The 23388-nt window shown below is 68.9% G+C and carries 25 protein-coding genes; 5 read left to right on the forward strand and 20 right to left on the reverse strand.

The annotated features are described in order from the left end of the window. Positions 1-40: 40 nt before the first annotated feature. Positions 41-649 carry a TetR/AcrR family transcriptional regulator gene (locus VPH43_RS22570; RefSeq protein ID WP_328580018.1) on the forward strand — a complete coding sequence of 203 codons (609 nt, stop codon included), beginning with the start codon at positions 41-43 and terminating at the stop codon, positions 647-649. A 26-nt stretch (positions 650-675) separates the two neighbouring features. Here the strand turns inward: VPH43_RS22570 and VPH43_RS22575 are convergent, their stop codons facing one another. Further along, positions 676-1149, reverse strand: coding sequence for a MarR family winged helix-turn-helix transcriptional regulator (locus VPH43_RS22575; RefSeq protein ID WP_328580019.1), 474 nt, complete (start codon positions 1147-1149; stop codon positions 676-678). Positions 1150-1187: 38 nt separating this feature from the next. Here VPH43_RS22575 and VPH43_RS22580 point away from each other — a divergent pair, with 38 nt between their 5' ends. Beyond that, a complete protein-coding gene (locus VPH43_RS22580) occupies positions 1188-1925 on the forward strand; it encodes a siderophore-interacting protein (RefSeq protein WP_328580020.1) in 738 nt (245 codons plus the stop codon). Positions 1926-2049: 124 nt separating this feature from the next. On the opposite strand, the gene VPH43_RS22585 is transcribed toward VPH43_RS22580, so the two are convergent. The 17 genes from VPH43_RS22585 to VPH43_RS22665 form a co-directional block, all read right to left on the reverse strand. Then, the gene (locus tag VPH43_RS22585) at positions 2050-3171 is read right to left on the reverse strand and encodes an AgmX/PglI C-terminal domain-containing protein (RefSeq protein WP_328580021.1); all 1122 of its coding nucleotides are present in this window, start codon (positions 3169-3171) and stop codon (positions 2050-2052) included. Further along, positions 3171-3662, reverse strand: a complete 492-nt coding sequence (locus VPH43_RS22590) for an ExbD/TolR family protein (protein ID WP_328580022.1) — start codon at positions 3660-3662, stop codon at positions 3171-3173. Before VPH43_RS22590 ends, VPH43_RS22585 begins: the two co-directional genes overlap by 1 nt. 81 nt (positions 3663-3743) lie before the next feature. Then, the gene (locus VPH43_RS22595; protein WP_328580023.1) at positions 3744-4235 is read right to left on the reverse strand and encodes an ExbD/TolR family protein; all 492 of its coding nucleotides are present in this window, start codon (positions 4233-4235) and stop codon (positions 3744-3746) included. A gap of 312 nt (positions 4236-4547) precedes the next feature. Then, on the reverse strand, positions 4548-5195 hold the full coding sequence (locus VPH43_RS22600) for a MotA/TolQ/ExbB proton channel family protein (protein WP_328580024.1): 648 nt from the start codon (positions 5193-5195) through the stop codon (positions 4548-4550). Between the two features lie 39 nt (positions 5196-5234). Beyond that, positions 5235-5537, reverse strand: coding sequence for a hypothetical protein (locus VPH43_RS22605; protein ID WP_328580025.1), 303 nt, complete (start codon positions 5535-5537; stop codon positions 5235-5237). Further along, positions 5534-6238 carry a tetratricopeptide repeat protein gene (locus tag VPH43_RS22610; RefSeq protein ID WP_328580026.1) on the reverse strand — a complete coding sequence of 235 codons (705 nt, stop codon included), beginning with the start codon at positions 6236-6238 and terminating at the stop codon, positions 5534-5536. The genes VPH43_RS22605 and VPH43_RS22610 overlap by 4 nt, the downstream gene beginning before the upstream one ends. Continuing rightward, positions 6225-9029 carry a tetratricopeptide repeat protein gene (locus tag VPH43_RS22615; RefSeq protein WP_328580027.1) on the reverse strand — a complete coding sequence of 935 codons (2805 nt, stop codon included), beginning with the start codon at positions 9027-9029 and terminating at the stop codon, positions 6225-6227. Before VPH43_RS22615 ends, VPH43_RS22610 begins: the two co-directional genes overlap by 14 nt. After that, the gene (locus VPH43_RS22620; RefSeq protein ID WP_328580028.1) at positions 9016-10866 is read right to left on the reverse strand and encodes a tetratricopeptide repeat protein; all 1851 of its coding nucleotides are present in this window, start codon (positions 10864-10866) and stop codon (positions 9016-9018) included. The genes VPH43_RS22615 and VPH43_RS22620 overlap by 14 nt, the downstream gene beginning before the upstream one ends. A gap of 73 nt (positions 10867-10939) precedes the next feature. Next, a complete protein-coding gene (locus VPH43_RS22625; RefSeq protein ID WP_328580029.1) occupies positions 10940-11548 on the reverse strand; it encodes an AraC family transcriptional regulator in 609 nt (202 codons plus the stop codon). Positions 11549-11565: 17 nt separating this feature from the next. Continuing rightward, positions 11566-12693: a DUF3570 domain-containing protein gene (locus VPH43_RS22630; RefSeq protein ID WP_328580030.1), complete on the reverse strand. Its 1128-nt coding sequence runs from the start codon at positions 12691-12693 to the stop codon at positions 11566-11568. Then, positions 12680-12898, reverse strand: coding sequence for a DUF4266 domain-containing protein (locus tag VPH43_RS22635; RefSeq protein WP_328580031.1), 219 nt, complete (start codon positions 12896-12898; stop codon positions 12680-12682). Before VPH43_RS22635 ends, VPH43_RS22630 begins: the two co-directional genes overlap by 14 nt. A 2-nt stretch (positions 12899-12900) precedes the next feature. Continuing rightward, the gene (locus tag VPH43_RS22640) at positions 12901-13392 is read right to left on the reverse strand and encodes a peroxiredoxin family protein (protein WP_328580032.1); all 492 of its coding nucleotides are present in this window, start codon (positions 13390-13392) and stop codon (positions 12901-12903) included. Positions 13393-13397: 5 nt separating this feature from the next. After that, a complete protein-coding gene (locus VPH43_RS22645) occupies positions 13398-14051 on the reverse strand; it encodes an outer membrane beta-barrel domain-containing protein (protein ID WP_328580033.1) in 654 nt (217 codons plus the stop codon). 9 nt (positions 14052-14060) lie between these two features. Then, positions 14061-14828 carry an SH3 domain-containing protein gene (locus tag VPH43_RS22650; RefSeq protein ID WP_328580034.1) on the reverse strand — a complete coding sequence of 256 codons (768 nt, stop codon included), beginning with the start codon at positions 14826-14828 and terminating at the stop codon, positions 14061-14063. 23 nt (positions 14829-14851) lie between these two features. Then, positions 14852-15481: a hypothetical protein gene (locus tag VPH43_RS22655; protein ID WP_328580035.1), complete on the reverse strand. Its 630-nt coding sequence runs from the start codon at positions 15479-15481 to the stop codon at positions 14852-14854. Continuing rightward, positions 15466-18477: a hypothetical protein gene (locus VPH43_RS22660; protein ID WP_328580036.1), complete on the reverse strand. Its 3012-nt coding sequence runs from the start codon at positions 18475-18477 to the stop codon at positions 15466-15468. The genes VPH43_RS22655 and VPH43_RS22660 overlap by 16 nt, the downstream gene beginning before the upstream one ends. Before the next feature lie 52 nt (positions 18478-18529). Continuing rightward, positions 18530-19486 carry an FAD:protein FMN transferase gene (locus tag VPH43_RS22665; RefSeq protein WP_328580037.1) on the reverse strand — a complete coding sequence of 319 codons (957 nt, stop codon included), beginning with the start codon at positions 19484-19486 and terminating at the stop codon, positions 18530-18532. 33 nt (positions 19487-19519) lie between these two features. Here VPH43_RS22665 and VPH43_RS22670 point away from each other — a divergent pair, with 33 nt between their 5' ends. After that, positions 19520-19708 carry a hypothetical protein gene (locus VPH43_RS22670; protein WP_328580038.1) on the forward strand — a complete coding sequence of 63 codons (189 nt, stop codon included), beginning with the start codon at positions 19520-19522 and terminating at the stop codon, positions 19706-19708. A gap of 96 nt (positions 19709-19804) precedes the next feature. Here the strand turns inward: VPH43_RS22670 and VPH43_RS22675 are convergent, their stop codons facing one another. After that, positions 19805-20620 carry a general secretion pathway protein GspB gene (locus VPH43_RS22675; RefSeq protein WP_328580039.1) on the reverse strand — a complete coding sequence of 272 codons (816 nt, stop codon included), beginning with the start codon at positions 20618-20620 and terminating at the stop codon, positions 19805-19807. A gap of 5 nt (positions 20621-20625) precedes the next feature. Continuing rightward, complete coding sequence (locus VPH43_RS22680; protein ID WP_328580061.1) at positions 20626-22362, reverse strand: AAA family ATPase; 1737 nt, start codon at positions 22360-22362, stop codon at positions 20626-20628. Between the two features lie 182 nt (positions 22363-22544). On the opposite strand from VPH43_RS22680, the gene VPH43_RS22685 reads away from it, so the two are divergent. Both VPH43_RS22685 and VPH43_RS22690 read left to right on the forward strand, forming a co-directional pair. Then, entirely contained in the window at positions 22545-23051 is a 507-nt protein-coding gene (locus tag VPH43_RS22685; protein ID WP_328580040.1) for a GNAT family N-acetyltransferase, read from the forward strand. After that, complete coding sequence (locus VPH43_RS22690; protein ID WP_328580041.1) at positions 23041-23388, forward strand: MmcQ/YjbR family DNA-binding protein; 348 nt, start codon at positions 23041-23043, stop codon at positions 23386-23388. The genes VPH43_RS22685 and VPH43_RS22690 overlap by 11 nt, the downstream gene beginning before the upstream one ends.

The raw sequence follows: 23388 nt of genomic DNA on the forward strand, positions 1-23388 counted from the left end.
CGTTTTCGGAAAAGTAAACCGTCCGGTGTAAGATTTGTGCATGACCCCGGCACAGCGCCTCACCGACCGCAAACGCGAAGCCATCGTGCAGGCCGCGATCGCCGAGTTCCGCGCCAATGGCTTCGACGCGACCAGCGTGGACAAGGTGGCTGCGCGCGCCGAGGTGTCCAAGCGCACGCTGTACAACCACTTCCCGAGCAAGGACGAGCTCTTCGAGGAGATCCTGCGCGAGCTCTGGCGCTGCAGCGCCAGCCTGGAGGAACGGCCCTACGACCCCGATGCGCCGCTGCGCGACCAGCTGGTCGCCTTGATGATGCAGAAGATGGCGCTGCTGGGCGACGACAGCTTCCTGGACCTGGCCCGCGTGGCGATCGCCCGCGCCCTGCACACACCGGAACAGGCGCACGAGATGGTGCAGCGCCTGGGCGAGAAGGAAAGCGGCCTGGTGGGCTGGATACGGGCGGCGCAAAAACATGGCCGCCTGAAGGCAGGTGATGCGGCCCTGGCTGCCCAGCAGCTCGAGAGCCTGGTCAAGGGCGCGGCCTTCTGGCCGCAGGTGGCGATGGGGCAGCCCAAGCTGAATGCGCGCGCGCAGCGCCAGGTGGCCACGTCCGCGGTGGACCTGTTCCTCAGCCACTACGGGGCCTGAGCCCGCCATCGGGCGCAGCCTGGCACTCAGTCGTGAGCGTCGAGGTTGTGCTTCACGCGCTGCAGCAGCGCAGCGAGTTGCGCCCGCTCCTTGTCGCTCAGGCCCGCCACGGCCAGCGCCCTCACCTTCTGTCCCTGCTGGCGCAAGGCGCGCTGCACGGCCTCGCCTTGCACGGTGAGCGCGAGCCGCAGGTTACGTCGGTCGGCCGGGTCGGCTTGCGCCTCCAGCAGCCCCCGCTCGCGCAGGCCCTTGATCAGGCGCGCCAGCTGCGCCTTGTCGCGGCCGCTGTGCGCCACCAGGTCGCTCTGCGTGGCATCGGGATGGTGGGCAAAGAAGCCCAGCACCTTGCTTTCCATGTGGGTGATGTCGTGTGGCCCGTCACGCAGCACCTGGTACTGCAGCGACCGGTACTGATGCATCACGGTGTGCACCAGCTCCAGCACGTCATCGTCGCCCAGCATCGTTCGCGCATGGTTGACTTTATCAACTGACTTGGTCATGATGGGTGACATTGTCAACCAAACAGGACACCGACGCCATGAGCGACCACCTGAGCGCGCCGCGTGTGCAGCGCATCCGCCACGAGATCCACCGCCGTGAGCTGCAGGTGCTGCGTGTGCACGACCTCAGCCCGCACATCCGCAGCATCACGCTCACCGGTGACGCGCTGGATGGCTTCGCCAGCAGCGGCTTCGACGACCATGTGAAGCTGATCCTGGACACGGGCGCGTCGGAGCCGGTGCGACGCGACTACACGCCACGCCGCTACGACGCCGCTGCCCGCGAGCTGGTGCTGGAGTTCGCACTGCATGGCGATGGCCCCGCCGCCGCCTGGGCGGCCCAGGCGCAGCCCGGCCAACGGGTGGTTGTGGCCGGACCGCGCGGTTCGTTCGTCATTTCGCCGGACCATGACTGGCACTTGCTGGCCGGTGATGACACCGCCCTGCCAGCTATCGCGCGCCGACTGGAAGAGCTGCCCGCCGGCGCCCACGCGATCGTGCTGCTGCAGGTGGACCCGCTAGACCGCCGCGCGCTTGTTAGCCGCGCCAACGTAGAGTTGCAATGGGTGGACGATGCCGAAGGCCTGATCGCTGCCGCACGCCGGCTCACGCTGCCGCCCGGCGAGGGCTACGCCTGGTGCGCCGGCGAAGCCGGCACCATGGCCCAGCTGCGTCGCGTGCTGGTGGACGAAAAAGGCCTGGACCGCCACGCGGTCCGCGCCAGCGCCTACTGGAAGCGCGGCGCCATCGCGCACCACGAAGACCTGGAAGCGTGAGTACCTCCAGCCTCCGCAGCTGCGCAGCAGCGCGGCCCAGCGGCCGCCGTGGATCTGGCTCCGCCAGGCCACTGGCGGCGCCCCCTTGAGGGGGCAGCGCCGCAGGCGCTCCGAGGGTGGGCCATCAGGACGGGAGAAAGTCCACCGGGTACGTGATCACGATCTGGTTCACGTCCTTGGCGCCAAAGTCGAACTGGCGGATGCGCGCGAGCAACTTGCCTTCCAGCTCGGCGGCATGCAGATCGCTGGACTCGATACGGCAGTCCACCACGTTGCCAGCCGGTGCGATCGTGAGCTTGAGCACCACCTTGCCCTGCAGCGAGGGGTCTTCGCGCAGCGCCCGGTTGTAGATCGCGTAGATCGCGCCCTTGTTGCGCTCGAACACGAGGCGGATCTCCTCGATCGAGCGCGACGGTTTGCCGCCACCGCCGGCCTGCAAGGTGCCGCCCTTGCCGCCGCCACTGCCCACGCCCATGCCGTTGCCGTCGCCCTTGCCGCCGCGCACACCGCCGGCGCCTGCGCCACCCCCACCGCCGCCACCGGCCACGCCGGCCACCAGCGTGGTGGCCCGGCCGGCCAGGCCGCCGCCGCCGGTGTCCCGGCTGTAGCCCGCGGTGTTGATGCCGCCGCTGCCGCCGGTGGCGTTGGAGGTGATCAGCGATCGATCCGGCAGGCCGGGCTCCTTGCCCGCTCCCACGCCCACGCCGACACCACTGCCGACCCCCTTCCCCGGTTTGATGTCCTGGTTGAGCTGCACGGCCACCGGCGCGCCGCGCAGTTCTGCCAGCTCATTGCTCATGGCCAGCAGGCCGACGCCAGCCGCCTTGCGGCGGATGCCGTCCAGCACTTCACCGGGCGGTTTGTTGGGCTGCGGGTTGCGCGCTTCGGGCGCCACCGCATGCTTCATCGTCGGCTCGGCTTTCACCGGCTTGCTTGGCTTGGCGGCCTCCGCCTTGGCGGTCGGCGCGGGCACCGGTGGCTCTTTCGTGCGCTCCGCCTTCACCACCGGGGGTGGTGGTGGCGGTGGCGCTTCGCGTTCCAGCACCAGCTTGGTGAGGCGCGGCGGCAGCTCCTGCGGCCGGGCCCGGTCTTCCTTCATCACCGGCAACCACGGCAAGGCAATGGCCAGCAGCAGGCTGACCAGCAGCACCCGCTGCACGATGCGTTTGAAGCGCACCTCGTCGTCGCTGGACACCGACCATGGCAGGACCGGCGCGCGGAATGAAACGGCGAGTGTGGCGCTCATCACGACCCCCTCTGCCGCACGGCAAACGATACGTCGCTGAACCCCGCGCGGGCCGCCGTGTACATCACCTTGCGCAGCAGCTGGTAGGGGATGTCCTTGTCACCCATCAGCGTGACGGCCTTGGCCTGCCCTTCGTTCTCCTTGCGGATCACCTGGCGGCTGGCCTGCAGGTCGAGCTCGGCCTTCAGGGGCTCGATCAGATCGCCCTGCCCGGCCAAGGTGTCGGTCACCGACGCAATGCGCCGGCCTTCAACCAGGATCTCGGTGCCGCTGACCACCACCACCACGGTTTCGCGCGGGCTTTTTTCCGACACCGACTCGGGCAGCTTCACCGCCTTGGTGCTGGGCAGCAGCTCCACACCCCCCGCACTGGAGAGCAGGAAGAAGATCAGGATGGTGAACACGTCGATCAACGAGACGAGGTTCATGTCCACCATCGTCTGGTTGCGGTTCTTGCGTTCCGCGCGTTTCTGGATCGGGGTGAGTTTCATGTCGGTACCGCCCGGCCGTCCGAAGGTACTGACGCCCCCGCGGGGGGCAGCGAACGAAGTGAGCGTGGGGGCTGGTTCATGTCACTTCCTCACCGGCGCATCGCCAACGGAGATGTTGGGAAACAAGTCCGCCTTCACCACCTTGCCGTCCTTGGCCGTGTTGGCCGAGCGCATCGCATCCATCACCTGCACCAGCGTGTCGTACGGTGTGTTCGGCTCGGCCAGCACGGTGGCGTCGGCCTTGTCCGGGAAGCGCGTCTTGATCTGCACCATCAGCGCGGCCAGCGAGTGCACGTCCTGGCCCTTGGCCGTGACGGGGATGCGCTGGATCAACCCGCCGATGCGGTCGCCGACCTCCAGCGCGTCGGGGCGGATCACCACCTCGAGCTGCAGGTTGTCGGGCTTGAGTTGCTCCACCGCACCGCTGCTTTGCGCCGGCAGCGTGAGGTCGATGACCGCCAGGCGCGAGAACACCGCGGTGGACAGCAGGAACGGCACCAGCACGACGATCAGGTTGATGAACGCCGTGATCTCCAGGTGGGCCGGCGTCTTGCGCAGGCGTCTTACTCGCATGGGGGTTGCTCCAGCGGTGTTGTTCTTTTCGGCGATCGGGCGGGATCGGGCCGGCGGGGCGCTGTGCGCCGCTCATGTCCCCCGGCGCGGGCTGCGCCCACGCCTCCTCCTTTACTTCGCTCTGCACAACGCCCCACCGGCCCGATCTGGCACCACGGGAGCACTGCCGCGAGCGGCCCCATCGGTGATTGGACGAGTGGGCTGGGTGGCCAGCGCAGTGAAGTAAAGGAGGAGGCCGCGGCCGCAGGCCGCGGCCGGGGGACATGAACGGGGCTGGTCGCCCAGCCCACTTGTCTCGCTCGGTCCATGAACTCAGCGCCCCTGCTCAGCCTTCAAGCGCTGAACCAGGTTCAGAAAGCTGATCTTCGCGGCCTCCAACCCGTCCACGATCTCGCTGGTCTTTGCCTGCAGGAAGGCATGGATCAGCAGGAAGGGAATCGCCACCATCAGCGCGAACGCGGTGTTGTTCATCGCGATCGAGATCGATGCGGACAGCATCTCGGACTTCTCGGCCGGGTTCACCTGCGCCACCGCGGTAAAGCCCTTGATCAGGCCGATGATGGTGCCCAGCAGGCCCACCAGGGTGATCACGTTGGCGAAGGTGGCGATGTAGTGGGTGCGCTTTTCCAGGCGCGGCACGATTTCCATCATGCCTTCCTCCATCGCCGCGTCCAGGTCCTCGCGGCGGCCGGGGCTTTGCATGCGGGCCAGGCCATAGCTCACGATCTTGCCGATCGCGGCGTCGGACTTGGCGGTGATGCCGTGCACTTCCTTGAACTGGCCCTGCTGCAGCATCGGCAGCACATGCGACCAGACCTTGCGGTTCTCGCTGCGGGCCTTGTTCAGGAAGATGAAGCGCTCGATCGCGATCGCGAGGCCCAGCGCCATGATCAACAGGCTGGGATAGATGAACAGGCCGCAGTCCTGGAAGAACTTCACTGCCGTGCTGAATGCATTCATGGGGTCACTCTCCAAAGTCGCTTTGAGTCTTCAATCACTTCATTTCGGCTGCGCTGCCGCAGCACGCGCCTGCACCTGTGCGTCGTATTGCACGTGGCGGCGGAACACATCCCGGTCCACGGGGGCGAGCGCCTCGTCGAGCACACTCACCACCGGGCGGCCGGACAGGTCGCCCGCCGTGGGCTTCTTCCAGGGCACGATGTAGAGCACCTTGGGCAACTCGCGGTTGCCGATGATCTGGGTGCGGTCGATGTTGGCCTGGTCCGGGCTTTGAGCGGGCGGCGGTGTCTGCGCCCATGCGGGCAGGCACAGCACCGCCAGGCATGCTGCGAGCATCTTCATGATTTCTCCTTGCCGCTGGCCGCCACCGCGGGCGGCTTGCGGTTCTTGAGGTCCGCGACCCACTTGCTCACCACCGGGTCGCCGGCGGGCGACAGCGCGAGATAGCGTTCGTACAGCGCCAGCGCGCGGGCGCCGTCCCACAGGTACAGGTCGTGCAGCACCGCCAGGTTGAGCACGGCCGCGGCGTAGTTCGGGTCGAGCGCCATTGCTTTTTCGTAGGCCTCGCGAGCCTTGGCGAACTGGCCTTGCTGGCGATAGGCGATGCCGAGCTGATTGAGGTACAGCGGCTGCTCGGGGCTGGCCTGCACCGCCCGCTCGAGCTCGGCCACCGCCTCGGGCAGCTTGCCGGCCTGGCGATGGATGAGGCCCAGGTTGGCATGCGGGCCGCCGAACTCCGGTTTGGACTGGGCCAGTGCGCGCAACGCGCGTTCGGCCTCGTCGGTGCGGCCGGCGCGCAGCAGGCGCAGTGCATCGTCAAAGGCACGTTGCACCGAGGGGTTCACCGGCGTCGTGGGGGCAGCGCGGGCCACCGGCGCTGCTGCTGGGTTGGTTGCGGTCGTCGTCGGCGACGCGGCCGGCGCCGCGCCTGCAGGCGCCGGCGCCGGCTTGCCACCCAGCGCCTCGGGCAAGGATCCACAGCCCGCCAGCGCGCACAGCGCCGCCAGCAGCCCGGCGCGCAGCAGCGTGTCAGCGGATCGCATCGATTGCTCCTTCGCTGCGCTCGCTCTTGCCATAACGCACGGGCCGCAACTGCGCCAGCGCCTTCAGGCTGCTCTGCACCCAGGGGTCGTAGATCCCGTTGGCGGTGCGACGTGCGTTCAGCTCATGCAGCTCGGTGGCCTTTTCCTCGAAGGGAAACGCCTGCTCTTCCAGCATCACGTTGTACTGCTCCAGTTCCGCCTTCGACAGCTTCTTGGGGCGCTGAGACGTCATCAGCGCCTTGCCGAAGTCCTGGTAAAGCGCGGCGGTGTGGAAGGTGGCTGCAGTGGTGACTTCGGCCACGCCGTAGTCCGCCGCCACGGCGTAGGCCTTGAGCACCTTCTCCATCTCGGTCTTCTTGAGCTTCAGCTGCTTGGCCAGCGGCTCCACCAGTGCCACCTTGCGGTAGCCCTCGAGCACCGGCTCCGCCAGGGCGAGCGCCGCCGTGGCGCCCAGGGTGCGGGTGCGGGCGGTGCGCTCGGTGCCACCAGCCTGGTCGGCCTGGAACACGTCCTTCATCAGGGCCAGCTCACGCGCCGAGTTGCCGTCCTGCCTGGCGATCTTGGCCAGCCGGTAACGTGCTTCCACCGCGAGCTCCAGCGGTTGCGGGTTCTGCTGCAGGTAGCGCTCGTAGGCCTTGGCCGCGGGCGCGCGCTGGCCGGCCTTTTCATACAGCTCGGCCGCCTGCCAGAGCGCGGCACGCGCCACCTCGGGCTCCTTCTTGGCAGCGGACAGGCGCTCGAACTCCGCCGCGGCCGAGCCCCACTGGCCCTTCTCGCTGTAGGCCAGCGCCAGCTTGGTGCTCACCTCGCCCTGCAGCGGGTGCTGTGGGTAGCGCTGGCGGAAATCCTCCAGCGTGCGAGCCGCAGCGTCCCAGTCCTTCAGCGCGATCAGCTGCGCGGCGGCGTCGTACTGCGCGGTAGCGCGCACGGCCGATTGCGGCGCGACGGTGGCCACCCGTGCGAAGTGCGCCACGGCATCGCGCGCCTGGCCATCGGCACGGGCCTTCTCGCCTTGTTTGTACACAGATGCCGCCAGGCGTTCGGTGAGGTCGGCGCGGGCGGCGTCCTTCTCGGGGGTCAACGCCAGCACCTCGCCATAAGCCTGCTCGGCGCGGTCGAAGCTGCCGCGCTCGAAGGCGGTGTGGGCCACCACCGTCCAGGCCACACGCCGCTGCGCCGCGGCGGCCGGCGGCTGCAGCGCCAGCACCTGCTGCGCCACGCTGGTGGCCTGCTCGGTGTCGTTCAGCGCGTAGAGCTGCTCGGCGGCATGCGTGAGCACCGGGCCGGTGCGGGCGTCGCTGCCAAAGGTCTTGGCAAAACGCAGCGCGCTGGCCACGTCGGTGCGCTGCAGCGCCGGCAGCTCCGCGGCCGGTGCCGCCTTCTCGAGCGCGGCATAACTCAGCAGCGCCGCATAACCCGCGTCGGCGCTCTTCTCATGCGTGGGGTAGCCATAGGCCGTCTTCTCGTACTCCACGGCGGCTTCGGCATGGTGCTTGTCCTCGAACAGCAGCTCGGCCAGCAGGAAGTTGTTCTGCGCGGTGTCGGGCTCGGACGGGAAGGCCTTCAGGTAGCTGCGGTACCAATGCACCGCTTCCTGGTAGTCGGCGCTGGCCTTGCTCTTCTGCGCGCTGGCGTGATAACGGCGGGCCAGCTCGGCCAGGTGGGTCTTGACCAGCGGCTGCGCGCGTTCCCAACCTTGCGGGTTGGTGCGGCGGAACTCGCTGTCCGCACCATAGCGGCCGACGTATTCCTTCTTGGCGTTCAGTGCCTGGGCGTCGAAGCCGGCCTGGGCATAGATCTCAATCACGCGTGCCTGCAGCACCGGTGCCTGCGCATGCAGCGGGTTGCGGCGGGCAAAGAGGCTGTAGGTGTCGGCCGCGTCCTTCACCCGCTCCTGCTTGAGGTAGAGCTCGCCCAGTTGCTGGTACACGCGGAACTCGTAGGTGCGCCGGGTGTCGCTGGTGATGAAGGCGGGGATGCTTTCGGCGCCCTGCAGGTTCTCCAGGCACAGGCCGGTGACACGGAAGGTGTCTTCCACCAGCTCGCGGTCGGCCCGGCTCAAGGCAGCGATCGCGGTGAGGTCGGCTTCGTCTTCAAGGCCGGCCACCTTGAGGTCCAGCACGCCGAAGAAGGAGGCCAGTGCCTCTTCCAGCCGGCCCTGCTTGAACACCGACCAGCCGTGCATGAAGAGCGCACGTTCCTGGTAGGCGCTGGATTCGCTCTTGAGCACGCTGCCGTAGGCGGCTTCGGCCTTGGCGTAGTCGCGCATCGTGAACAGCAGTTCGCCGCGGCGGAACTGCGCCTCGTCGCGGTAGCCGGTGGCCGGGTAGTCGCGCACCAGGCGGTCCAGCGTCCTGAGCGAGCTCTCCAGATCGCCGCCCTGCTCCTGCGCCCGCGACAGCTGGTAGAGCACGCGGTCGTTGCCGGGGTCCTTGGGATAGGCCGCCAGGTAGTCCTGGTAGCGCGCGATGGCCGGCCGGTAGTCGGGCGCGCCGTTGTGCGCCTGGCCGGTGGCGGCGTAGCGGTTCTCCGCGCCGTCCATCTCCAGGTCGCCCAGGCGGCGCAGCGCTTCGGCGCGTTGCGTGGCGCGCGGAGCGGCAGCCAGGAAGTCGCGATACGCCGCGATCGCCTTGTCTTCGCTGCTGGCGATGCCCGGGTCCTTCTCGACCGCGATCTCGCGGCCGGCCAGGGTCTTGAGCGTGGGTTCGTTGTCCGGTGTGCCGCGCTTGCTGGCGCAGGCGCACAGCAGGCAGGCCAGCGCCACCACGGTGAGGCTGTTACCGGGCCGCATTGCCGCCCTCCTTCACCTGCTGGCCGCGGTCATACGCGCGGTCATAGAGCTGGGCCACCGCAAAGCGCGCCTGCATGGTGTATTCGGCCAAGCGCTCCTTCTGGCGCGTGAGCTGGGCCACGGCCATGTCCTGCACCTGGCGCTGCTGCTCGCCGCTCAAGGCGAGCACGCGCGGGATCAGCACCTGCACGCGCCGGTCCAGCGCCGCGATGCGCTCGGCAAAACGCTCGAAGCGCACCGGCTCGTCGCGCTGGGCCTGCGCCAGCGCGACGTCGCGCTGTTGCGCCTGCTCCAGCTGCTGGGCCATGGTCTCCAGCCCCTTGCGCGCGGCCCAGGCGCGTGCCGGCTGGGCCTGCGCCAGCTGCCAGGTGAGCGCGCCTGACACGCGGCGTGCGCGTTCACGCGCGGTGGCCAGTTCAGGGTCATCGCCCGGCTGCTGCAGGATGGCCTGCACTCGCGCCAGGCGCTCCATCAGTTCGCGCTCCTTCGCATCCGCGAAGGCCACGCCATCGCCCCGCGCTTCGGCCGCTTTCATCTCATCGGCCAGCGCCTGCTGCCGCTGCTGCATCGCTGCGAGGCCGCTCTGGCTCGCCTGCTCGCGCACCTTGGGCAGGCGCTCGGCGAAGGCCTGGCGCCGGGTGGCGAGCATGTCGCTGAACACACCGATGGTCTCGGCCCATCGCTGCAGATTGCTGGCGAGGAAGCGCAGGTCGCGGTAGTTCTTGAAGGCTTCCTGGAACTCATGCTCGGCCAGCACCTGGCTCAGGTGGCCGGCATGCGGCATCTGCGGCAGCTCCTTGAGCGTCCAGAACCAGCCCATCTCCTCGCCCGGGTTGTGCTCCAGCAGGCCGTCCACCAGCTTGCCGGCGCGGATGGCGGCGATCGACTCGTCCAGCGCCTTCGCTTCCCGCTCGAACGCGGCAATCGCGTCCTGGTAACGCTGCAGGGCCTGGCCGTAGGCACCGACCTCCGCATAGGCATAAGGCACGGCGATGCGCGCTTCCAGCACCGAGGCATCACCGGGGTCGCGCTTGGCCAGCTCGGTCCAGGGCACCAGCGCGGCCTTGGGCAGCTTCATCGCCGCCGCGGCCCAGCCAAAACCGAGCAGCGCCTTGTTGGACTGCAGGCTGGCCAAGCGCACCCGCTCCAGGTAGCCGCGGGCGGCCTCCGGCTGGTTGTCGTGCAGGGCCGCAAAGCCCAGCGCCACGTTGGCCTTGTCACGCAGGCTGCGCTGCTCCTCGTCCTCGGCCGGCGTGCGGCCGAGTTCGTCCAGCCAGCGGGTGCCACCGGCGGTGTCGCCGCTGCGCACCAGCGCCACGCCGAGGTTGAAGCGGGCATAACGGCCCGCACTCGGGCTGGCCGTCATGGCTTGCAGCACGTTGGCCGCGCCGGCATGGTCACCGCGCGCCAGCAGGATGTTGGCCTGCAGCAGGCGGCGCTCGTCCTCCAACGCCGGCGGCAGGTGGTTCTCCACATGGCCGATCGCTTCCTGGGCCTCGGCCAGCAGGCCACGCTGGTAGCGGATCTTGGCGAGGTAGAACCAGGCGCGGTCGCGCACCGGCGGCGCAGCACCCTTGTCGATCAGCTGGGCGAAGATCTCGCCGGCTTCGCGGTGCAGGCCGAAGGACAGCAGCAGGCCGCCGCGTAGCACCTCGGCCTCGTCCGCATGGTGGCCCACCCGGCCGAAATGCTGGGACACCATCAGGCTGGTGACCGAGCTGAAGTAGTGGTCCTGGTAGAAGTGGAACAGCGTGTCGCCATAGTGCGGGTCCTGCACCAGGTGGGCAGCCGGCTGCGGCGCCGCCGCCGAAGCGCCCAGCGCCGATACGGCGGCCATGGCCACCACGGCACGCCGCACTGCACGCGCCCGTGGCCAGACGAAGGAGACCGAACCCGACAGCCGCATCACGTCACTGCCACACTTTCACGTCGAACTCGGGCTGCAGCTTCTTCTCGGAATCCTTGATCTGCAGCTCGATGTACTTGGGCTCGGTGCCCTTGTCGAACTTGAGCGTGGTGCCGCGCTTGTAGTCGCGGTCGTGCGGGCCCTTGCCGGTGAAGAAGGCCACGATCTGGTGCTCGCCGGCCTTCAGGTTGCCGAGATACACCCGCTGCACGCCACCGCGGTGCAGCGCCGCCACTTCCAGCGGGGTGTAGAGGTAGTTGGTGACGACCTTGTCGTCCAGCTTGATCTGCACCGAATCCAGCGAGAACAGCGCGCCCACGTCCATGGACACGAACAGCGCCACCTGCGTGCTGGCGGGAAACAGCAGTTCCTCCTCCAGCACCAGCAGGTCGCGGTTCAAGCGAATCACGTCGCCCTTGGCATCCTGGATGCGGTTGTCCAGGCTGGCCTGGGGCTGGGCCGCGCTGGCGGCAGCGGCTGCGGGCACTGCTGCAGCGGGCGCGCTGGCGGCGGCCGAGGGCGCCGCCGCGGCATCGGCGGCCCAGGCTGGGGGCACGAGGGCCGCCGCGAAACACACGGCGGCGATCAGTGCGCGGAAGGTGGGCTGGAACATGCGACGCACTCTCTCGATCAATAGGTTGCCGACACGAACACCTGGAACACGTTCGCGTTGTAGGTGTAGGCCGCGCCGGTGCGGATGTCGGTGAAGTCCTTGAAGCTGAAGCGCACCAGTTCGTAGGCGCCGTTGAGCTTCACTTCGTATTTGCCGGGCACGCTCTTGAGCTTGTAGGCCACCTTGGCGCCCAGCCCGACGGTGTTGTAGCTGCTGAGCTGCCGGTTGCGCGACACATAGGTCGTCTCGAACGCGGCGTTGTCGCTGTAGAACAGCGCATGCTGCTGGCTGTAGTAACGCAGCGTGGCGTCGGCCAACCACGCATCGCCGAAGCTGCGGCTGGCGCCCACGTCGAAGGTGTGCGCCTTGATCGCCCAGGTGTCCCAGAAGTAGCGGTAGTCGGCGTGGATGGCGGTGCGCTCCACCACGTTGCCGGTCACACCGAGCTTGATCGCCCGGCTGGTGCGCGTGCGCGGGTTGCGCTCTGGCACCGCGGCGCCGAACACACGCGCCACCCGGTAGGGGCTGCCCAGGTAGCCGTTGTCCGACACCACCTCGGCGTTCAGGCTCATCAGCCAGGTGGGCGACAGGATCTGCGTGGCGCCCAGGCGGTACTTCCAGTGCTGCGCGGTGTCGGAGAAGGCCTCGTCCGCATGGCGGCGCACCTTGTCGGAGCCGCGGCTGAAACCGAAGGCCACCGTGGTCATGCCGCCGAAGACTTCCTGCGACACGTCCAGGCTCATGCTGCTCGCGTCGTAGTCGGGTTCCTTGCTGCTGGTGCCCGACAGCGTGATCAGCGAATCGCGGTAGGCATAGTCCAGGCCCAGGCCGAACTCGTTGCGCGTTTCCTTGTAGGGGCTGGCGGTGGTGACCACGTCGATGGACGCGTTGCTCACCATGTCCACGTAGTAGGTGCCGGAGACCGACACCTTGTCCGCGATGCTCTTCCGCACCAGCAGGGCCGGGCCGGTGGCCTTGACGCCGCCGCCGTCGTACACATGGATCATGGCTTCGGCGGTGTCCTCCGGCAGGTCCACCGCGTGGGCGGCACCACCGGCGAGCGCGCCGCCGATCAGGCCCAGCACCGCCTGCAAGGCACGCTGCCACCAGCGCGCCCAAGCCAGCAGAGCGTCAGTTGCAGCCACAGCCGCCTCCTTGCACACCGTTGGCGCCATGCGCGCCTTCGCGCACTTCGCGCACGTGCTCGAAATGCTTGTCGGACAGTGCGCCGCGGCTGGCCTTCATGATCGGATCGGCCAGGCGCTCGCGCTCATACGGCTTGACCCAGGGCTGGATGGCGCAGCCGCTCACCAGACAGGCCGCGATGGCGGCCAGCAGACAACGCAGCATGCTCATTCCTTCAGCAGCTGGCGGATCTGCTGCTCGTAGGTGGCCTCGTAGCCGTCCTTGTAGCCGCGGTGCACGTACCGCACCTTGCCATCGCGGTCGATGATCACCGTGGACGGCATGGTGCTCAGGTCGTAGAGCTTGCTGACCTTCTTGTCGGTGTCCAGCAGCACGGGGAACTTGACGCCGAGCTTGCCCGCCACACCGGCCGCGTTGCTGGTGTCGTCGTCCACGTTCACGCCCAGCAGCACGAAGCCGGCGCTCCTGTACTTGTCGTAGAGCTTGTTCAGCTGCGGCATCTCCTGGCGGCAGGGACCGCACCAGGTGGCCCAGAAGTTCACCATCACCACGCGGCCGCGCTGCTCCTGCAGCCGCAGGTTGGGGCCGTCGAGCGCGCGCAGGGTGAAGTCGGGCGCCGCGGCAGAGGGCGCGACGGCGTGCGCGCAGAGCGACAGCAACAGCAGGCTGCTCGCGAAGGCACTTCGGAGGTAATTCATGGGGTTCAGAAGAAGAAGGTCACGCCGGCCGTGAGCTCGAGGTTCTGCGTGCTCTGGCGCTTGCCCAGCACGTCGAGCGAGAAGATGTGGTCGCGCATGTCGACCTGCAGCGCAGCCCAGTCGGCCAGGAACACCCGCACGCCCACACCGACGTTGAAGGTCTGGCGCTTCTGCTCCAGCAGGCTGGTGCTGCCGACGCCGCCGATGACGTAGACGGCCGAGGCCTTGGCACGCTTGCTGCCGAGGAAGATCTCCCCCGGCAGGATGTTGTAGCCAATGGACAGGTTGTAGTACTTGAGCGTCTGCGTCTCTTCGGCGAACACGCCGCCCGGCAGGATCTGCCGGAAGGATTCGTCGCTCACCTTGGTCTGCGCGTACACGCCCTCGACGAAGAAGTCCTCGGTGATGTGATAGCCCAGGCGCAAGCCGCCCACCGCGCTGGCGCCGAAGTTCTGCGTGGCGTAGGTGCCGCCAAACAGGCCCACCTCGAAGTCGTTGGACGGAATGCGCGGCGGTTTCACGTCGCGGCGGTCCACCTCGGGCACGATGACCTGCTGGCTGCCCGCCGCAGCGGGCGCCGCGTCGGCTGCGTGGGCGCTGGGCAGCAGGAGGCCGAGCGCACAGGCCAGCAAGGAAGAGAGCTTGGAGAAGTGGCGCATGGGTTGTTCTTAGAAGAAGAAGGACAGGCCCGCGGTGACGGCCCGGTATTCGGTGGTGCGGGTGTCGGCCACGTAGGCCGTGTACAGCGTGTAGTCCAGTCGCACCACGAAGCGGTCGCTCAGGTGGTAGCGCGCACCGACCACCGCATTGGCCAGCTGGGCGTTGGTGGTGCTGGCGCCCACCAGGCTGGAGTTGGGAATGTTCTTGAACTTGCCCAGGCCGATGCCGAGGAAAGGTGACAGGCGCCGGTCTGACCAGGGCTCGGCCTGCACGTTGACATGCCAGAAGTCGGTGCCGGAGAACACACCCTGCACCTGGCCCAGGCTGAACTCGGCCGACAGCGTGTCCGACAGGCGATAGCTCGTATAGAACTTCAGCATCGGCTCGGACTTGAACCGGCCCCAGGCGGCGCCCAGCTGCACGCGGCGGTTGAGGTAGTCGTCCACCAGCACGTCGCGGAAGGTCTTCTGCCCGCCAGCCGAGGTGAGCGTGGTTTCGAGCTGTTGGCGCGTGACCCACCCTTCCCTGCCGTTGGCGGTGCGCACCTTGTACCAGTCGGTGTGGCGCAGCAGCACCTCGATCCACTCGCCCTTGGCGGCGACGTGGAACACCGGATAGCCGCGGCCGGCGCCGGTGTGCAGCTCGATGTAGGGGTCGGTGACCTGCAGCTTTTCCAGCGGCGCGTCCTCGGCGAACGCGGAGGCCACGCCCAGCACCGCGCAGCACAGCGCCAGGATGGCCACCGCGCGCAGGAAGATGACGGCAAAACCGTTCATCGGAGGCTCGTCGTGGGCGCTGTTCATTGGGTGTTGCAGGTGCCGGTCGCCGGATCGGGCGGGGTGAACATGCCGTTGGCGGCGGTGCTGAATTCGTCCTGGCCTTGCGGCGTGGGATGGGTGATCCAGTACTCGAACAGCTTGACCAGCGGGTCCTGGTCATTCGGGAAGATGAGGCCGCCGCCATGCAGCACGTTGAGCAGGCGCGGCTTGGCGATCAAGCGGCTGTCGGTGGTGGAGCCGATCACCACCTCGCCTTGCGCCGAATAGAAGTTCTTGTACATGTCGGTCAGCCGCACCGCGTCCGGCGTGTTGGCCGGGTCGCTCAGGTCCACGGGTTGCGCGGTGGGCACCACGCGAAAGGCACCGCCGGTGCCGGTGGCGGTGGCGTGGCAGCCCGATGCAGCGCAGGTGTTCACCGTGGTCACGCCGTTCACGGTGCTGGGCAGCGGCGCGTTGAACACCGGGTTGATGCACTTCTGGAAATACGCGAACGACAGCCGCTGGCCGGAAGCCGGCGGTGGCGGGTTGCTCACGTCCGGCGGGTTGTCCAGCGGGTTGCCGCCACCGCCGCAGCCGGCCAGGGCGGCCGCTGCGGCGAGGCAGGTGCCGGCCACCCGAAGGCGCCGGCGCAGGCTCAGGGGTTGGGACATCCGGTGAGGATCCAGTTGGCGATGCTGTTGTAGGCCGTGCTGCCCACCGGCAACACCGCGGTGGTCTGCGTCGTCACTGCCGCCGGATGCGGCACGGTGGACGGCTTGTTCAGCAGGTAGTTCTGGTCCGCATGGCAGGTGTCGGAAATCATCGTCAGCGTGACGTTGAAGTCGCCCTCCGCGTCGCCGGTGAGCACGAAGCGGTTGTCGCGGAACGAGGTGGTGAGCGGCGCCGCCCCGTTGCTGCCCACCGCCTGGTGGCAGCTGGCACATTGCGAGCGCAAGGTCGGGTACACCTGCGCCTCGAAGGTGGCCTGGCTCAGCGTGCTGACGGTGCGCACGCCGCTGGCGCCATCGAATGGGTCGTTGTAGTACTTGCCGCCCAGGTCGATCCACTCGGCCACCAGGCGCTTCTCGGCCGCGTTCAACATGGTGGCGTGGTTGGGCGCGGGGCTGGGCGGCGTGGGATGTGCCGTGCGCGCGGAGGCGCCGGCCATCAGCTGCTGGCCCCAGAGGATTTCCACCAGCCGGCTCTTGCGTGCCAGGCCGAAGGCTTCGCCTTCGCTGGCGGCCGTGTCCACCAGCGCGGGACCGCGCACGATGACGGGCACGCCCTCTTCGATGCGCGTTTGCGGCCGGCCGGTGGTGGGGTCGATCACCGGGTCACCCACCATCAGCTCTTCATACGAGGTGACGCGGCCGGTGCCCGCCACGGTGGCCCGCAGGTCCAGCTTGGCCGGCGTGCTGTGGCAGTTGACGCAGGTGTTGGTGCCGCGGTCGCGCGTCCACAACGGGGCGATGTGGTCGGGGTAGTTGATGATGCCGTTGGTGGGCACCGGGGTGGCCAGGTTGTCGGCCGGGTTGGTGTTGCCGGTGTAGCGCACGGCGACCGGGGGCCGCGCGGTGACGCCGCTCTTGGTGGTGTCGGCCCAGATGTCGCTGCTCACCATGTCGGCCACCAGGCTCAGGGCCGTCGGGTCCAGCCGGGTGCGGGTGGAGGCCATGGTTTCACCGGCCTGGTGGGCGGCGGCCATGGCCGTCTTCAGGCCTGCGGGCACGCTGTCCACGATGGCGCCGGAGTTCAACGCACCGCCGCGGCGCGGGCTGTGGCAGCCGTCGCAGGTGCGGCGCTCGCCGGGGCGCACCTGGATCCAGTTGGTGTGGGTCTGGAAGGCGCGGCCTTCGGCATCCACCACCGCCAGGGCGATCGGCGTGTCGGCCGGCACCTTGAGCTTGAAGGAACCATCCGGCTCGATCGGCGCATAACCCAGGATCTGCTGCATCTCGAACTCGGTCTCGCCGATCGCGCTGCGCAGGCCCATGGTGCTGGAGGGCGGCGCCACCGCACGCACCGCACGGATGAAGCGGGCCGGCGAGCACAGGTAGGCCGGGTCGGCCGGGTCCTTCATGCGCTTGAGGTCGGCCACCTGCGCACGCGTGTCGCCCGGGTCGGTGGGCGCGGTCTTGGGGATGGCGGTGGTGCAGTTCGGGCCCAGGTCGGCGGCGGTCAGCACCGCGTCGCCCATGCGGCCCAGGCCGTCGGTGTCGTAGACGCTGCGCACTTCCAGCAGGCCCATGTCCTCGGTGGCCAGCACCGGGTCCACGTTGGTGGGCTCGGTGGCGTTGGGCTCGGTGCGTGCCTGGATGGCCACCGGGTCGGTGTACATGAAGCCCGGGGGCGGCGCGGCCACGTTGAGCCAGGTCTGCTTGGCGGGGTCGAACATGTAGATGGCGTAGGACGGCGGCACGTTGTCCTGCACCTCGTCGGCCGCTGCCTCGTCCATGGTGCGCTCCTCTTCGGACAGGCGCGCGACCTCGGCTTCCGTCAAGGTGGCGCACGGCACCACCACACCCTTGCGGGTGACCTCGCAGGGCCGGTAGGCGACCAGCACGCGGTTGGTGCCATCCCACAGCGGATAAGGCGTGGTCACGCGGCCCCAGCGCGAAAAGCCGCCGTTGAGGTTCAGCGGCTTGGTCGGATCCACGGGCTGCATCTGGCCGCCCTGCACCGGCACGGTGGAATTGGCCGGCGTGTTCTGCTCCGAATAGTTGGCCGCATCCACGAACACGAGCGCGCCGCCTTCATGGGTGCGCGACAGCGGCATCAGGTCGGACGACAGAAAACCCTTGTACGGGCCGGCCGGGTCCATGTCGCGCGGATGCAGGAAGCTGTTGCCTTCGCTGTGCGCACCGTACAGCACGAACACGTCGGTGCCGTCCGGCTTGGCACGGAACACCTTGAAGTGGTTGCGTCCGCCCACATGGTCCCAGCGCGAGAACATCACGTCGCCGTTGGGCCGGATCACCGGGTTGCGGTCGTGGCTCTGGTTGAACGAGGTCTGCTCGATGTGGCCGCCCTGCGCGTCCATCTGGTGCAGGTTGAACACCCGCTCGCGCTCGTACTCGTCCAGCGCGTAGTAGCTCTTGCCCAGCGCCTGCTTCTGGAACGACTTGGTCTGGCGGTTGGACGAGAAGACGAAGCCCTTGCCGGCCGGCAGGTACACCGGGTCCACGTCATCGTCCTGCGTGGAGGCAGTGATGCGCCGGAAGCTGCCGCCGGTGAGGCCACCGGTGGTCATGTCGTATTCCCAGATGTTCCAGTGGCCGGTGCAAGCCGGCTGGCCGCCGATCTTGGACGTGTTCGACGCGGGGCAGCGCATCGAGAAGACGATCTTCTTGCCGTCGTACGACACCTCGGGGTCGGACGCATCGCCCTGGCCCTGCGTGAACTGCGCGGTGATGTTGTGCTCGGGTGCGCTGGGCGAGGACTTCTCGCGGATGATCAGGTCGCCACCGGGCGCGCTCGGCGCGCCGTTGGTGGGGTTCATGCCGATCGTGTTGACGCGCTTCACATACGCGATGGGCACGTCGCCCTGCACGGTGACAGTGCTCTCCTCGCTGCTGGTGCCGCTGCCGCAGGCGCTGAGCGCCGCGGCCAGCACGGCGAGCGCCGCCGCTGCGGCGCCCCGGGCCCGGATTGCTGTTGAATGGTCCATCTGATCCTCCTGACGTTCGATCCCTGAGCGAGCTGCTGGCGGTTGTTGGTTCTTATTGCTGGGATGCAGCGCCGCCGAGCAAGCCCGACGAACAGTGCAGCACCCCGGCCGCATCGACCACGACAGCATCGACGCCAGGCTGCGACTCCACGAGGCGCAGGCCATCCTTCACACCCATCACGAACACGCTCTTGGACAAGGCTTCGGCCGTCAGGCCGTCGGCTGCCAGGATGGTGACGCTGTGGATGCTGGTGGGCGACTTGCCGGTCTTCGGATCGATCAGGTGGTGCCAGCGCACGCCGTCCTGTTCGAAGAAGCGCTCGTAGTCGCCCGAGGTGGAGATCGCCACGTCTTCTAGTGGCAGCACGGCCACCACCTCGCCGGGGCGGCGCGGGTGGCGGATCGCAATGGTCCAGGGCCGGCCGCGCCGGTCGCCGATCACGCGGCTGTCGCCGCCGGCGGACACGATGGCGTGGGCAACACCGTGGCGGCGCAGGATCGCGGTGGCATTGTCGACCGCGTGGCCCTTGGCGAAGCCGCCCAGGTCGATGCGCACGCCCTCGCGCGCGAAGCACACGGTGCGCGCCACCGGGTCGAGCAGCAGATGGCGATAGCCGATGGCCTGGCGCGCTGCGGCCAGCGCTTCCTCGCTCGGGCGCACATGCTCGCGGTAGTCGTACAGGTGGCCCGCGCCGGCATAGGTGATGTCGAAGGCGCCGGCCGACAGGCGCGAGAACTGCACTGCGCGCTGCAGCAGGCCGAACATCTCCTCGCTCACATGCACTGGCCACTGGGCCGCGTTGCGGTTGATGCGCGAGAGCTCGGACTCCGGCTTGAAGGGGCTCATCGACCGGTCGATGCGGTGCATCTCCGCCATGACGGCGGACATGGCGGCGTTGGCGTCAGCCCGCTGGGCGGCCCACAGCTGCACGCTGATGGCCGTGCCCATGATGGCTTCTTCACGCTGGAACCAGCCGCCTGCCGCCTGCGCCCGCTGTTGCCACGGCAAGGCTGCGCCCGGCGCATGTCCCTCACGAAGTGAGTGCACTTCAACCCCTCTTTGCTGATCTGCGGCGGGCACGCAGGCCCGGCCTTATGGCTGGACCTACGCAGGTCACGTGCCCGCAATGCCGCGCATGATGCGACCGGCACGCTGCAAAAAGGCGTCACTAGTTGGCAGCGCGCGAGCGGCTTTCATCCGGTCACCGAAGAAACGGTTGACCGTTTTTGACGGTGAGCTGCGAGCGAATGCGTCAAACGTGACAGGACGAAACGCGAATCACGCCGGCGACAGCGGCGCGTGATGCACGGCCGCGCCGATCGGGCTTCAGTACGTGATGCGGAAGCGGTAGCCCTTGTAGCGCAGCACGGCGAGCTTCAAGCGGATCTGCTCCAGCGTGAGCTCCGGACCGAGCTTGTCGTTCTCGTGCAGCACCTGCCCATTGAGGATGAGGAAGCGGTTCGCCGGGCTCTCCGAATAGATGGACCCCCCCACCACCAGCGGCGGCAGCTCGCGCTGGATCTCCGGCGGCAACTCGCGTTGCGACAGGATGCGGCCTTCGGGTTGGGTGTCGTGGCCGGCCGCGTCGGTTGCCGGGCGCGCGGCTGCCGTTGCATCGGGCACCGGGCCGGGCGTGGTACGCGCGGCCACTGGCGGGGCCTTCTGTGCTGGCTGTACTGGCTGTGCTGGCTGTGGTTGTGTGGGCGGCCTGGCGACGACGGCAGGCGACTCGGCGACTCGCGTGGCCGCCGGTGGGTGCGCAACGGCCGGCGGCGGCTGGACGACCGGCGGGGCTGGCGCAGGCGCCTGCGTGGCGGCCGATCCGTGCGCCTGCGTGATCGGTGCCGGCATCGGGGCCGGTGGTGTGGCCACCACCGATGGCGCAGCAGACGGCAGCAGCGCAGGCGCAACAGCGATGGGGCCCGCCGGCGCTTCGGCCTGCGGCCACAACCGCCACACCAGCGCGCCCACGAGCACGGCGCCCGCGCCCACCGCCGTCCACATCCACGGCGCCAACGCCACCGGGCCACGCTCAGCGTCCGATGCGGCGGGCATCGGCTGGGTGTGCAACCCCGGCACGCCACCGCGCGCCAGCTCGCGTTGCGCGTCTGCTTTTTTCAGGGCGTCGAGCACATAGGACACGGGCTTTACCTCGGCGAAGTCAGGCGCGGCTCGTCGATGCCGGTGGCGCGGTTGAGCTGCATGAGCGTTATGGGGCCGGCCAGGCCGTCCGGCTTGAGGCCCTGGGCCACCTGGAAGGCCGCGATGCGCGCGCCCAGCGGACGTTCACCGGACGCCGCCGTGCCGGCTTCGCCGGGCAGCTGGGCCAAGCGCGCGGCCAGCCAGTCAGCCAGGGCGCCGCCCGCTGCTTCCGCAGGCTTGCCGGGATAAGTGGGCGGCGCGCGCCAGAAGGTGGCGAAGTCGCCGCGCCACAGCTGCGCCAGCCGGCCCAGCGACACCGTGCGCGGGCCGTCAGCGGTGCGCAGCACGGCGCCCTGCGCATTGAAGCCCAGCAGCAGCGCATAGGCGGGGCGCGGTGCGCCGGCACGGTCGTCATGCAGGGTGAGGATGCCGGGGCGATCGAGCTGGTGGATCAGGGCCAGGCTGCCGGCCGTGCTGCGGAAGCACTGCACCTGCTGGCGCTGCGCCGCTTGGCAAGGCTCGCCCTCCCCCAATGCCAGGCCCCAGGCGGCCGCCAATTGGCGCCATGCTTCCTTCTCCGACGCCAGCCAGCCCACTGCTGCGTCGTCGGCCAGGGGCGGCATTGGTACGACCGTGCTCGCCACCGCCGTGGATGCCGCAGGGGCAGCTCGTGCCCGCGCCACGACCGCGCCGTCCGCGCCGGTGGAAGACGCTGCATGGGCCCGCGCGGTACCGGCCGGCGCGGTGCTGGCGCCGCGCCGCCAGCCGGTGTCCAAGGTCAAGGCCGCCAGTGCGAACAAGCCGGCACCTGCCACCAGGCCGAGCGCCAGGCGCAGCGCCGCAGAGCGGCCCGGGCGTGCCGGTGGGCCCCCCCCGCCATGCAGCGGCGATCCGTGCGCAGGCAGCAATGCCGGTGCGGCGCCGAGGTCGAACACCTCGGCGGCCGCCTTGTCCACGATGCGCCGGTCCACCACTGGCTGACCGCTGGCATAGGCGCCCAGCAGGGCGCGGTCGCACAACAGGTTGATGCGGCGCGGCACACCGCGCGAGATGCGGTGGATGCGCTGCATCGCCTTGCGGTCGAAGGGCAAGGCCTTGCCCAGCCCCGCCACACCGAGGCGGTGGCGGATGTACTGCTCGGTTTCGCGCTCGGACAGCGCGTCCAGGTGGAAACGCGCAATCACCCGCTGGGCCAGCTGCTCCAGCTCCGGCCGGGCCAGCATGCTACGCAGCTCCGGCTGTCCGATCAGCACGATCTGCAGCAGCTTGCGCTCGCTGGTTTCCAGGTTGGTCAGCAGGCGCAGCTGCTCAAGCACATCGGCCGACAGGTTCTGCGCCTCGTCGATGATCAGCACGTTGTTCTGGCCGACCGCGTGCGTACGCAGCAGGTAGTCGTTCAGCGCGTCGACATAGTCCTTCACCGTCGGCTGGCCCGGCCCGGCATGTTCATAGGGGATGCGGAACTCGTCGCACACCGAGCGCAGCAGCTCCTCCACTGTGAGCTTGGGGTTGAAGATGTAGGCGACGTTGCAGCGCTTGGGCAACTGCTCCAGGAAGCAGCGGCAGACCGTGGTCTTGCCCGCGCCGATCTCGCCGCTGAGCAGCACGAAGCCGCCGCCCCCGCGCACACCGTACAGCAGGTGCGCCAACGCCTCCCGGTGGCGCTCGCTCATGAAGAGGTAGCGCGGATCGGGTGCGATGGAAAAAGGCTCTTGCTTGAGGCCGAAGAAGGAGGCGTACATGGTGGGAGGCAGCACCACGGCCGCCCTGCAAGGCGGCCGGACACCAGCCGTGAAGTCTATCGCTCCACCCGCGTGCACCCGCGGCCGCGCCACAGGGCGCAGCGCGCGGCCTGCGCCGGCAAGGGTCCCGCAGGCCCGCCACAATGGCGCCTCTGCATGGCGACCCGGCACGAAGCCCACCGATGCACATCCCTACCCTCACCACCGACCGCCTCGTGCTGCAGCCGCCCGGTGCGCAAGCGCAGGCCGTGTATCAACGGTTCTATACGGATGCGTCGGCCTCCGCCGCCTATGGCGGGCCGCTGTCACCGGGCGCTGCCTGGGCCCGGCTGGCCGCGGACCTGGGCGGCTGGCAGCTGCAGGGCTTTGGTGTCTGGCTGATCCAGCGGCGTGAACAAGGTGACCTGGTGGGCGTGTGCGGCTTCTGGCAGGGCCTGGGCTGGCCGCGCGAACTCACCTGGTGGCTGCTGCCCGAGGCGCGCGGCGCGGGGCTGGCGTACGAAGCGTCCCAGGCCGCGGTGGCGCACGCCTATCGTGAATTCAAGTGGGACAGCGTGGAGACCTACATGCACGACAACAACGGGCCGGCCAGGGCGCTGGTGCAACGGCTGGGCGGCCAGAAGATCGGCCGCCAGCGCTTTCCCGACGGGCTGGACCGTGACCTCTACCGCATCCCGCATGCCGGCTGAGCGCCTGCTGGCGCGGCTGCGCCGCTTCGCCCTGGCACTGCCCGAAGTGACCGAGGAGCCGCACTTCGACTACGCCTCCTGGCGCGTCCGAGGCAAGATCTTCGTCACCGTGCCGCCGGACGGACAGCACATGCACGTGTTCGCCGCCGAACCGCATCGCGAACCGGCGCTGGCCATGCATCCCCACTTCCTTGAGAAGCTCACCTGGGGCAGCAAGGTGGTCGGCCTTCGCGTCGACCTGCGCCAGGCCGACCCATCGGTGGTGGAGCCACTCGTGCTGCATGCCTGGGAAGCGAAGGCACCCAAGCGCCTGGTGAACCAACGGACCCAGCGCTGA

The organism is Ideonella sp. BN130291, from assembly GCF_036231905.1.
In the GTDB taxonomy this organism is placed as follows: domain Bacteria; phylum Pseudomonadota; class Gammaproteobacteria; order Burkholderiales; family Burkholderiaceae_C; genus CAMLIZ01.

What these genes read in the sequence shown, in the direction of transcription:
- VPH43_RS22570 (WP_328580018.1), top strand. Translation starts at nt 41, where the DNA reads ATGACCCCGGCACAGCGCCTCACCGACCGCAAACGCGAAGCCATCGTG.
- VPH43_RS22575 (WP_328580019.1), bottom strand. Translation starts at nt 1,149, where the DNA reads ATGACCAAGTCAGTTGATAAAGTCAACCATGCGCGAACGATGCTGGGC.
- VPH43_RS22580 (WP_328580020.1), top strand. Translation starts at nt 1,188, where the DNA reads ATGAGCGACCACCTGAGCGCGCCGCGTGTGCAGCGCATCCGCCACGAG.
- VPH43_RS22585 (WP_328580021.1), bottom strand. Translation starts at nt 3,171, where the DNA reads ATGAGCGCCACACTCGCCGTTTCATTCCGCGCGCCGGTCCTGCCATGG.
- VPH43_RS22590 (WP_328580022.1), bottom strand. Translation starts at nt 3,662, where the DNA reads ATGAAACTCACCCCGATCCAGAAACGCGCGGAACGCAAGAACCGCAAC.
- VPH43_RS22595 (WP_328580023.1), bottom strand. Translation starts at nt 4,235, where the DNA reads ATGCGAGTAAGACGCCTGCGCAAGACGCCGGCCCACCTGGAGATCACG.
- VPH43_RS22600 (WP_328580024.1), bottom strand. Translation starts at nt 5,195, where the DNA reads ATGAATGCATTCAGCACGGCAGTGAAGTTCTTCCAGGACTGCGGCCTG.
- VPH43_RS22605 (WP_328580025.1), bottom strand. Translation starts at nt 5,537, where the DNA reads ATGAAGATGCTCGCAGCATGCCTGGCGGTGCTGTGCCTGCCCGCATGG.
- VPH43_RS22610 (WP_328580026.1), bottom strand. Translation starts at nt 6,238, where the DNA reads ATGCGATCCGCTGACACGCTGCTGCGCGCCGGGCTGCTGGCGGCGCTG.
- VPH43_RS22615 (WP_328580027.1), bottom strand. Translation starts at nt 9,029, where the DNA reads ATGCGGCCCGGTAACAGCCTCACCGTGGTGGCGCTGGCCTGCCTGCTG.
- VPH43_RS22620 (WP_328580028.1), bottom strand. Translation starts at nt 10,866, where the DNA reads ATGGCCGCCGTATCGGCGCTGGGCGCTTCGGCGGCGGCGCCGCAGCCG.
- VPH43_RS22625 (WP_328580029.1), bottom strand. Translation starts at nt 11,548, where the DNA reads ATGTTCCAGCCCACCTTCCGCGCACTGATCGCCGCCGTGTGTTTCGCG.
- VPH43_RS22635 (WP_328580031.1), bottom strand. Translation starts at nt 12,898, where the DNA reads ATGCTGCGTTGTCTGCTGGCCGCCATCGCGGCCTGTCTGGTGAGCGGC.
- VPH43_RS22640 (WP_328580032.1), bottom strand. Translation starts at nt 13,392, where the DNA reads ATGAATTACCTCCGAAGTGCCTTCGCGAGCAGCCTGCTGTTGCTGTCG.
- VPH43_RS22645 (WP_328580033.1), bottom strand. Translation starts at nt 14,051, where the DNA reads ATGCGCCACTTCTCCAAGCTCTCTTCCTTGCTGGCCTGTGCGCTCGGC.
- VPH43_RS22650 (WP_328580034.1), bottom strand. Translation starts at nt 14,828, where the DNA reads ATGAACGGTTTTGCCGTCATCTTCCTGCGCGCGGTGGCCATCCTGGCG.
- VPH43_RS22655 (WP_328580035.1), bottom strand. Translation starts at nt 15,481, where the DNA reads ATGTCCCAACCCCTGAGCCTGCGCCGGCGCCTTCGGGTGGCCGGCACC.
- VPH43_RS22660 (WP_328580036.1), bottom strand. Translation starts at nt 18,477, where the DNA reads ATGGACCATTCAACAGCAATCCGGGCCCGGGGCGCCGCAGCGGCGGCG.
- VPH43_RS22680 (WP_328580061.1), bottom strand. Translation starts at nt 22,362, where the DNA reads ATGTACGCCTCCTTCTTCGGCCTCAAGCAAGAGCCTTTTTCCATCGCA.
- VPH43_RS22685 (WP_328580040.1), top strand. Translation starts at nt 22,545, where the DNA reads ATGCACATCCCTACCCTCACCACCGACCGCCTCGTGCTGCAGCCGCCC.
- VPH43_RS22690 (WP_328580041.1), top strand. Translation starts at nt 23,041, where the DNA reads ATGCCGGCTGAGCGCCTGCTGGCGCGGCTGCGCCGCTTCGCCCTGGCA.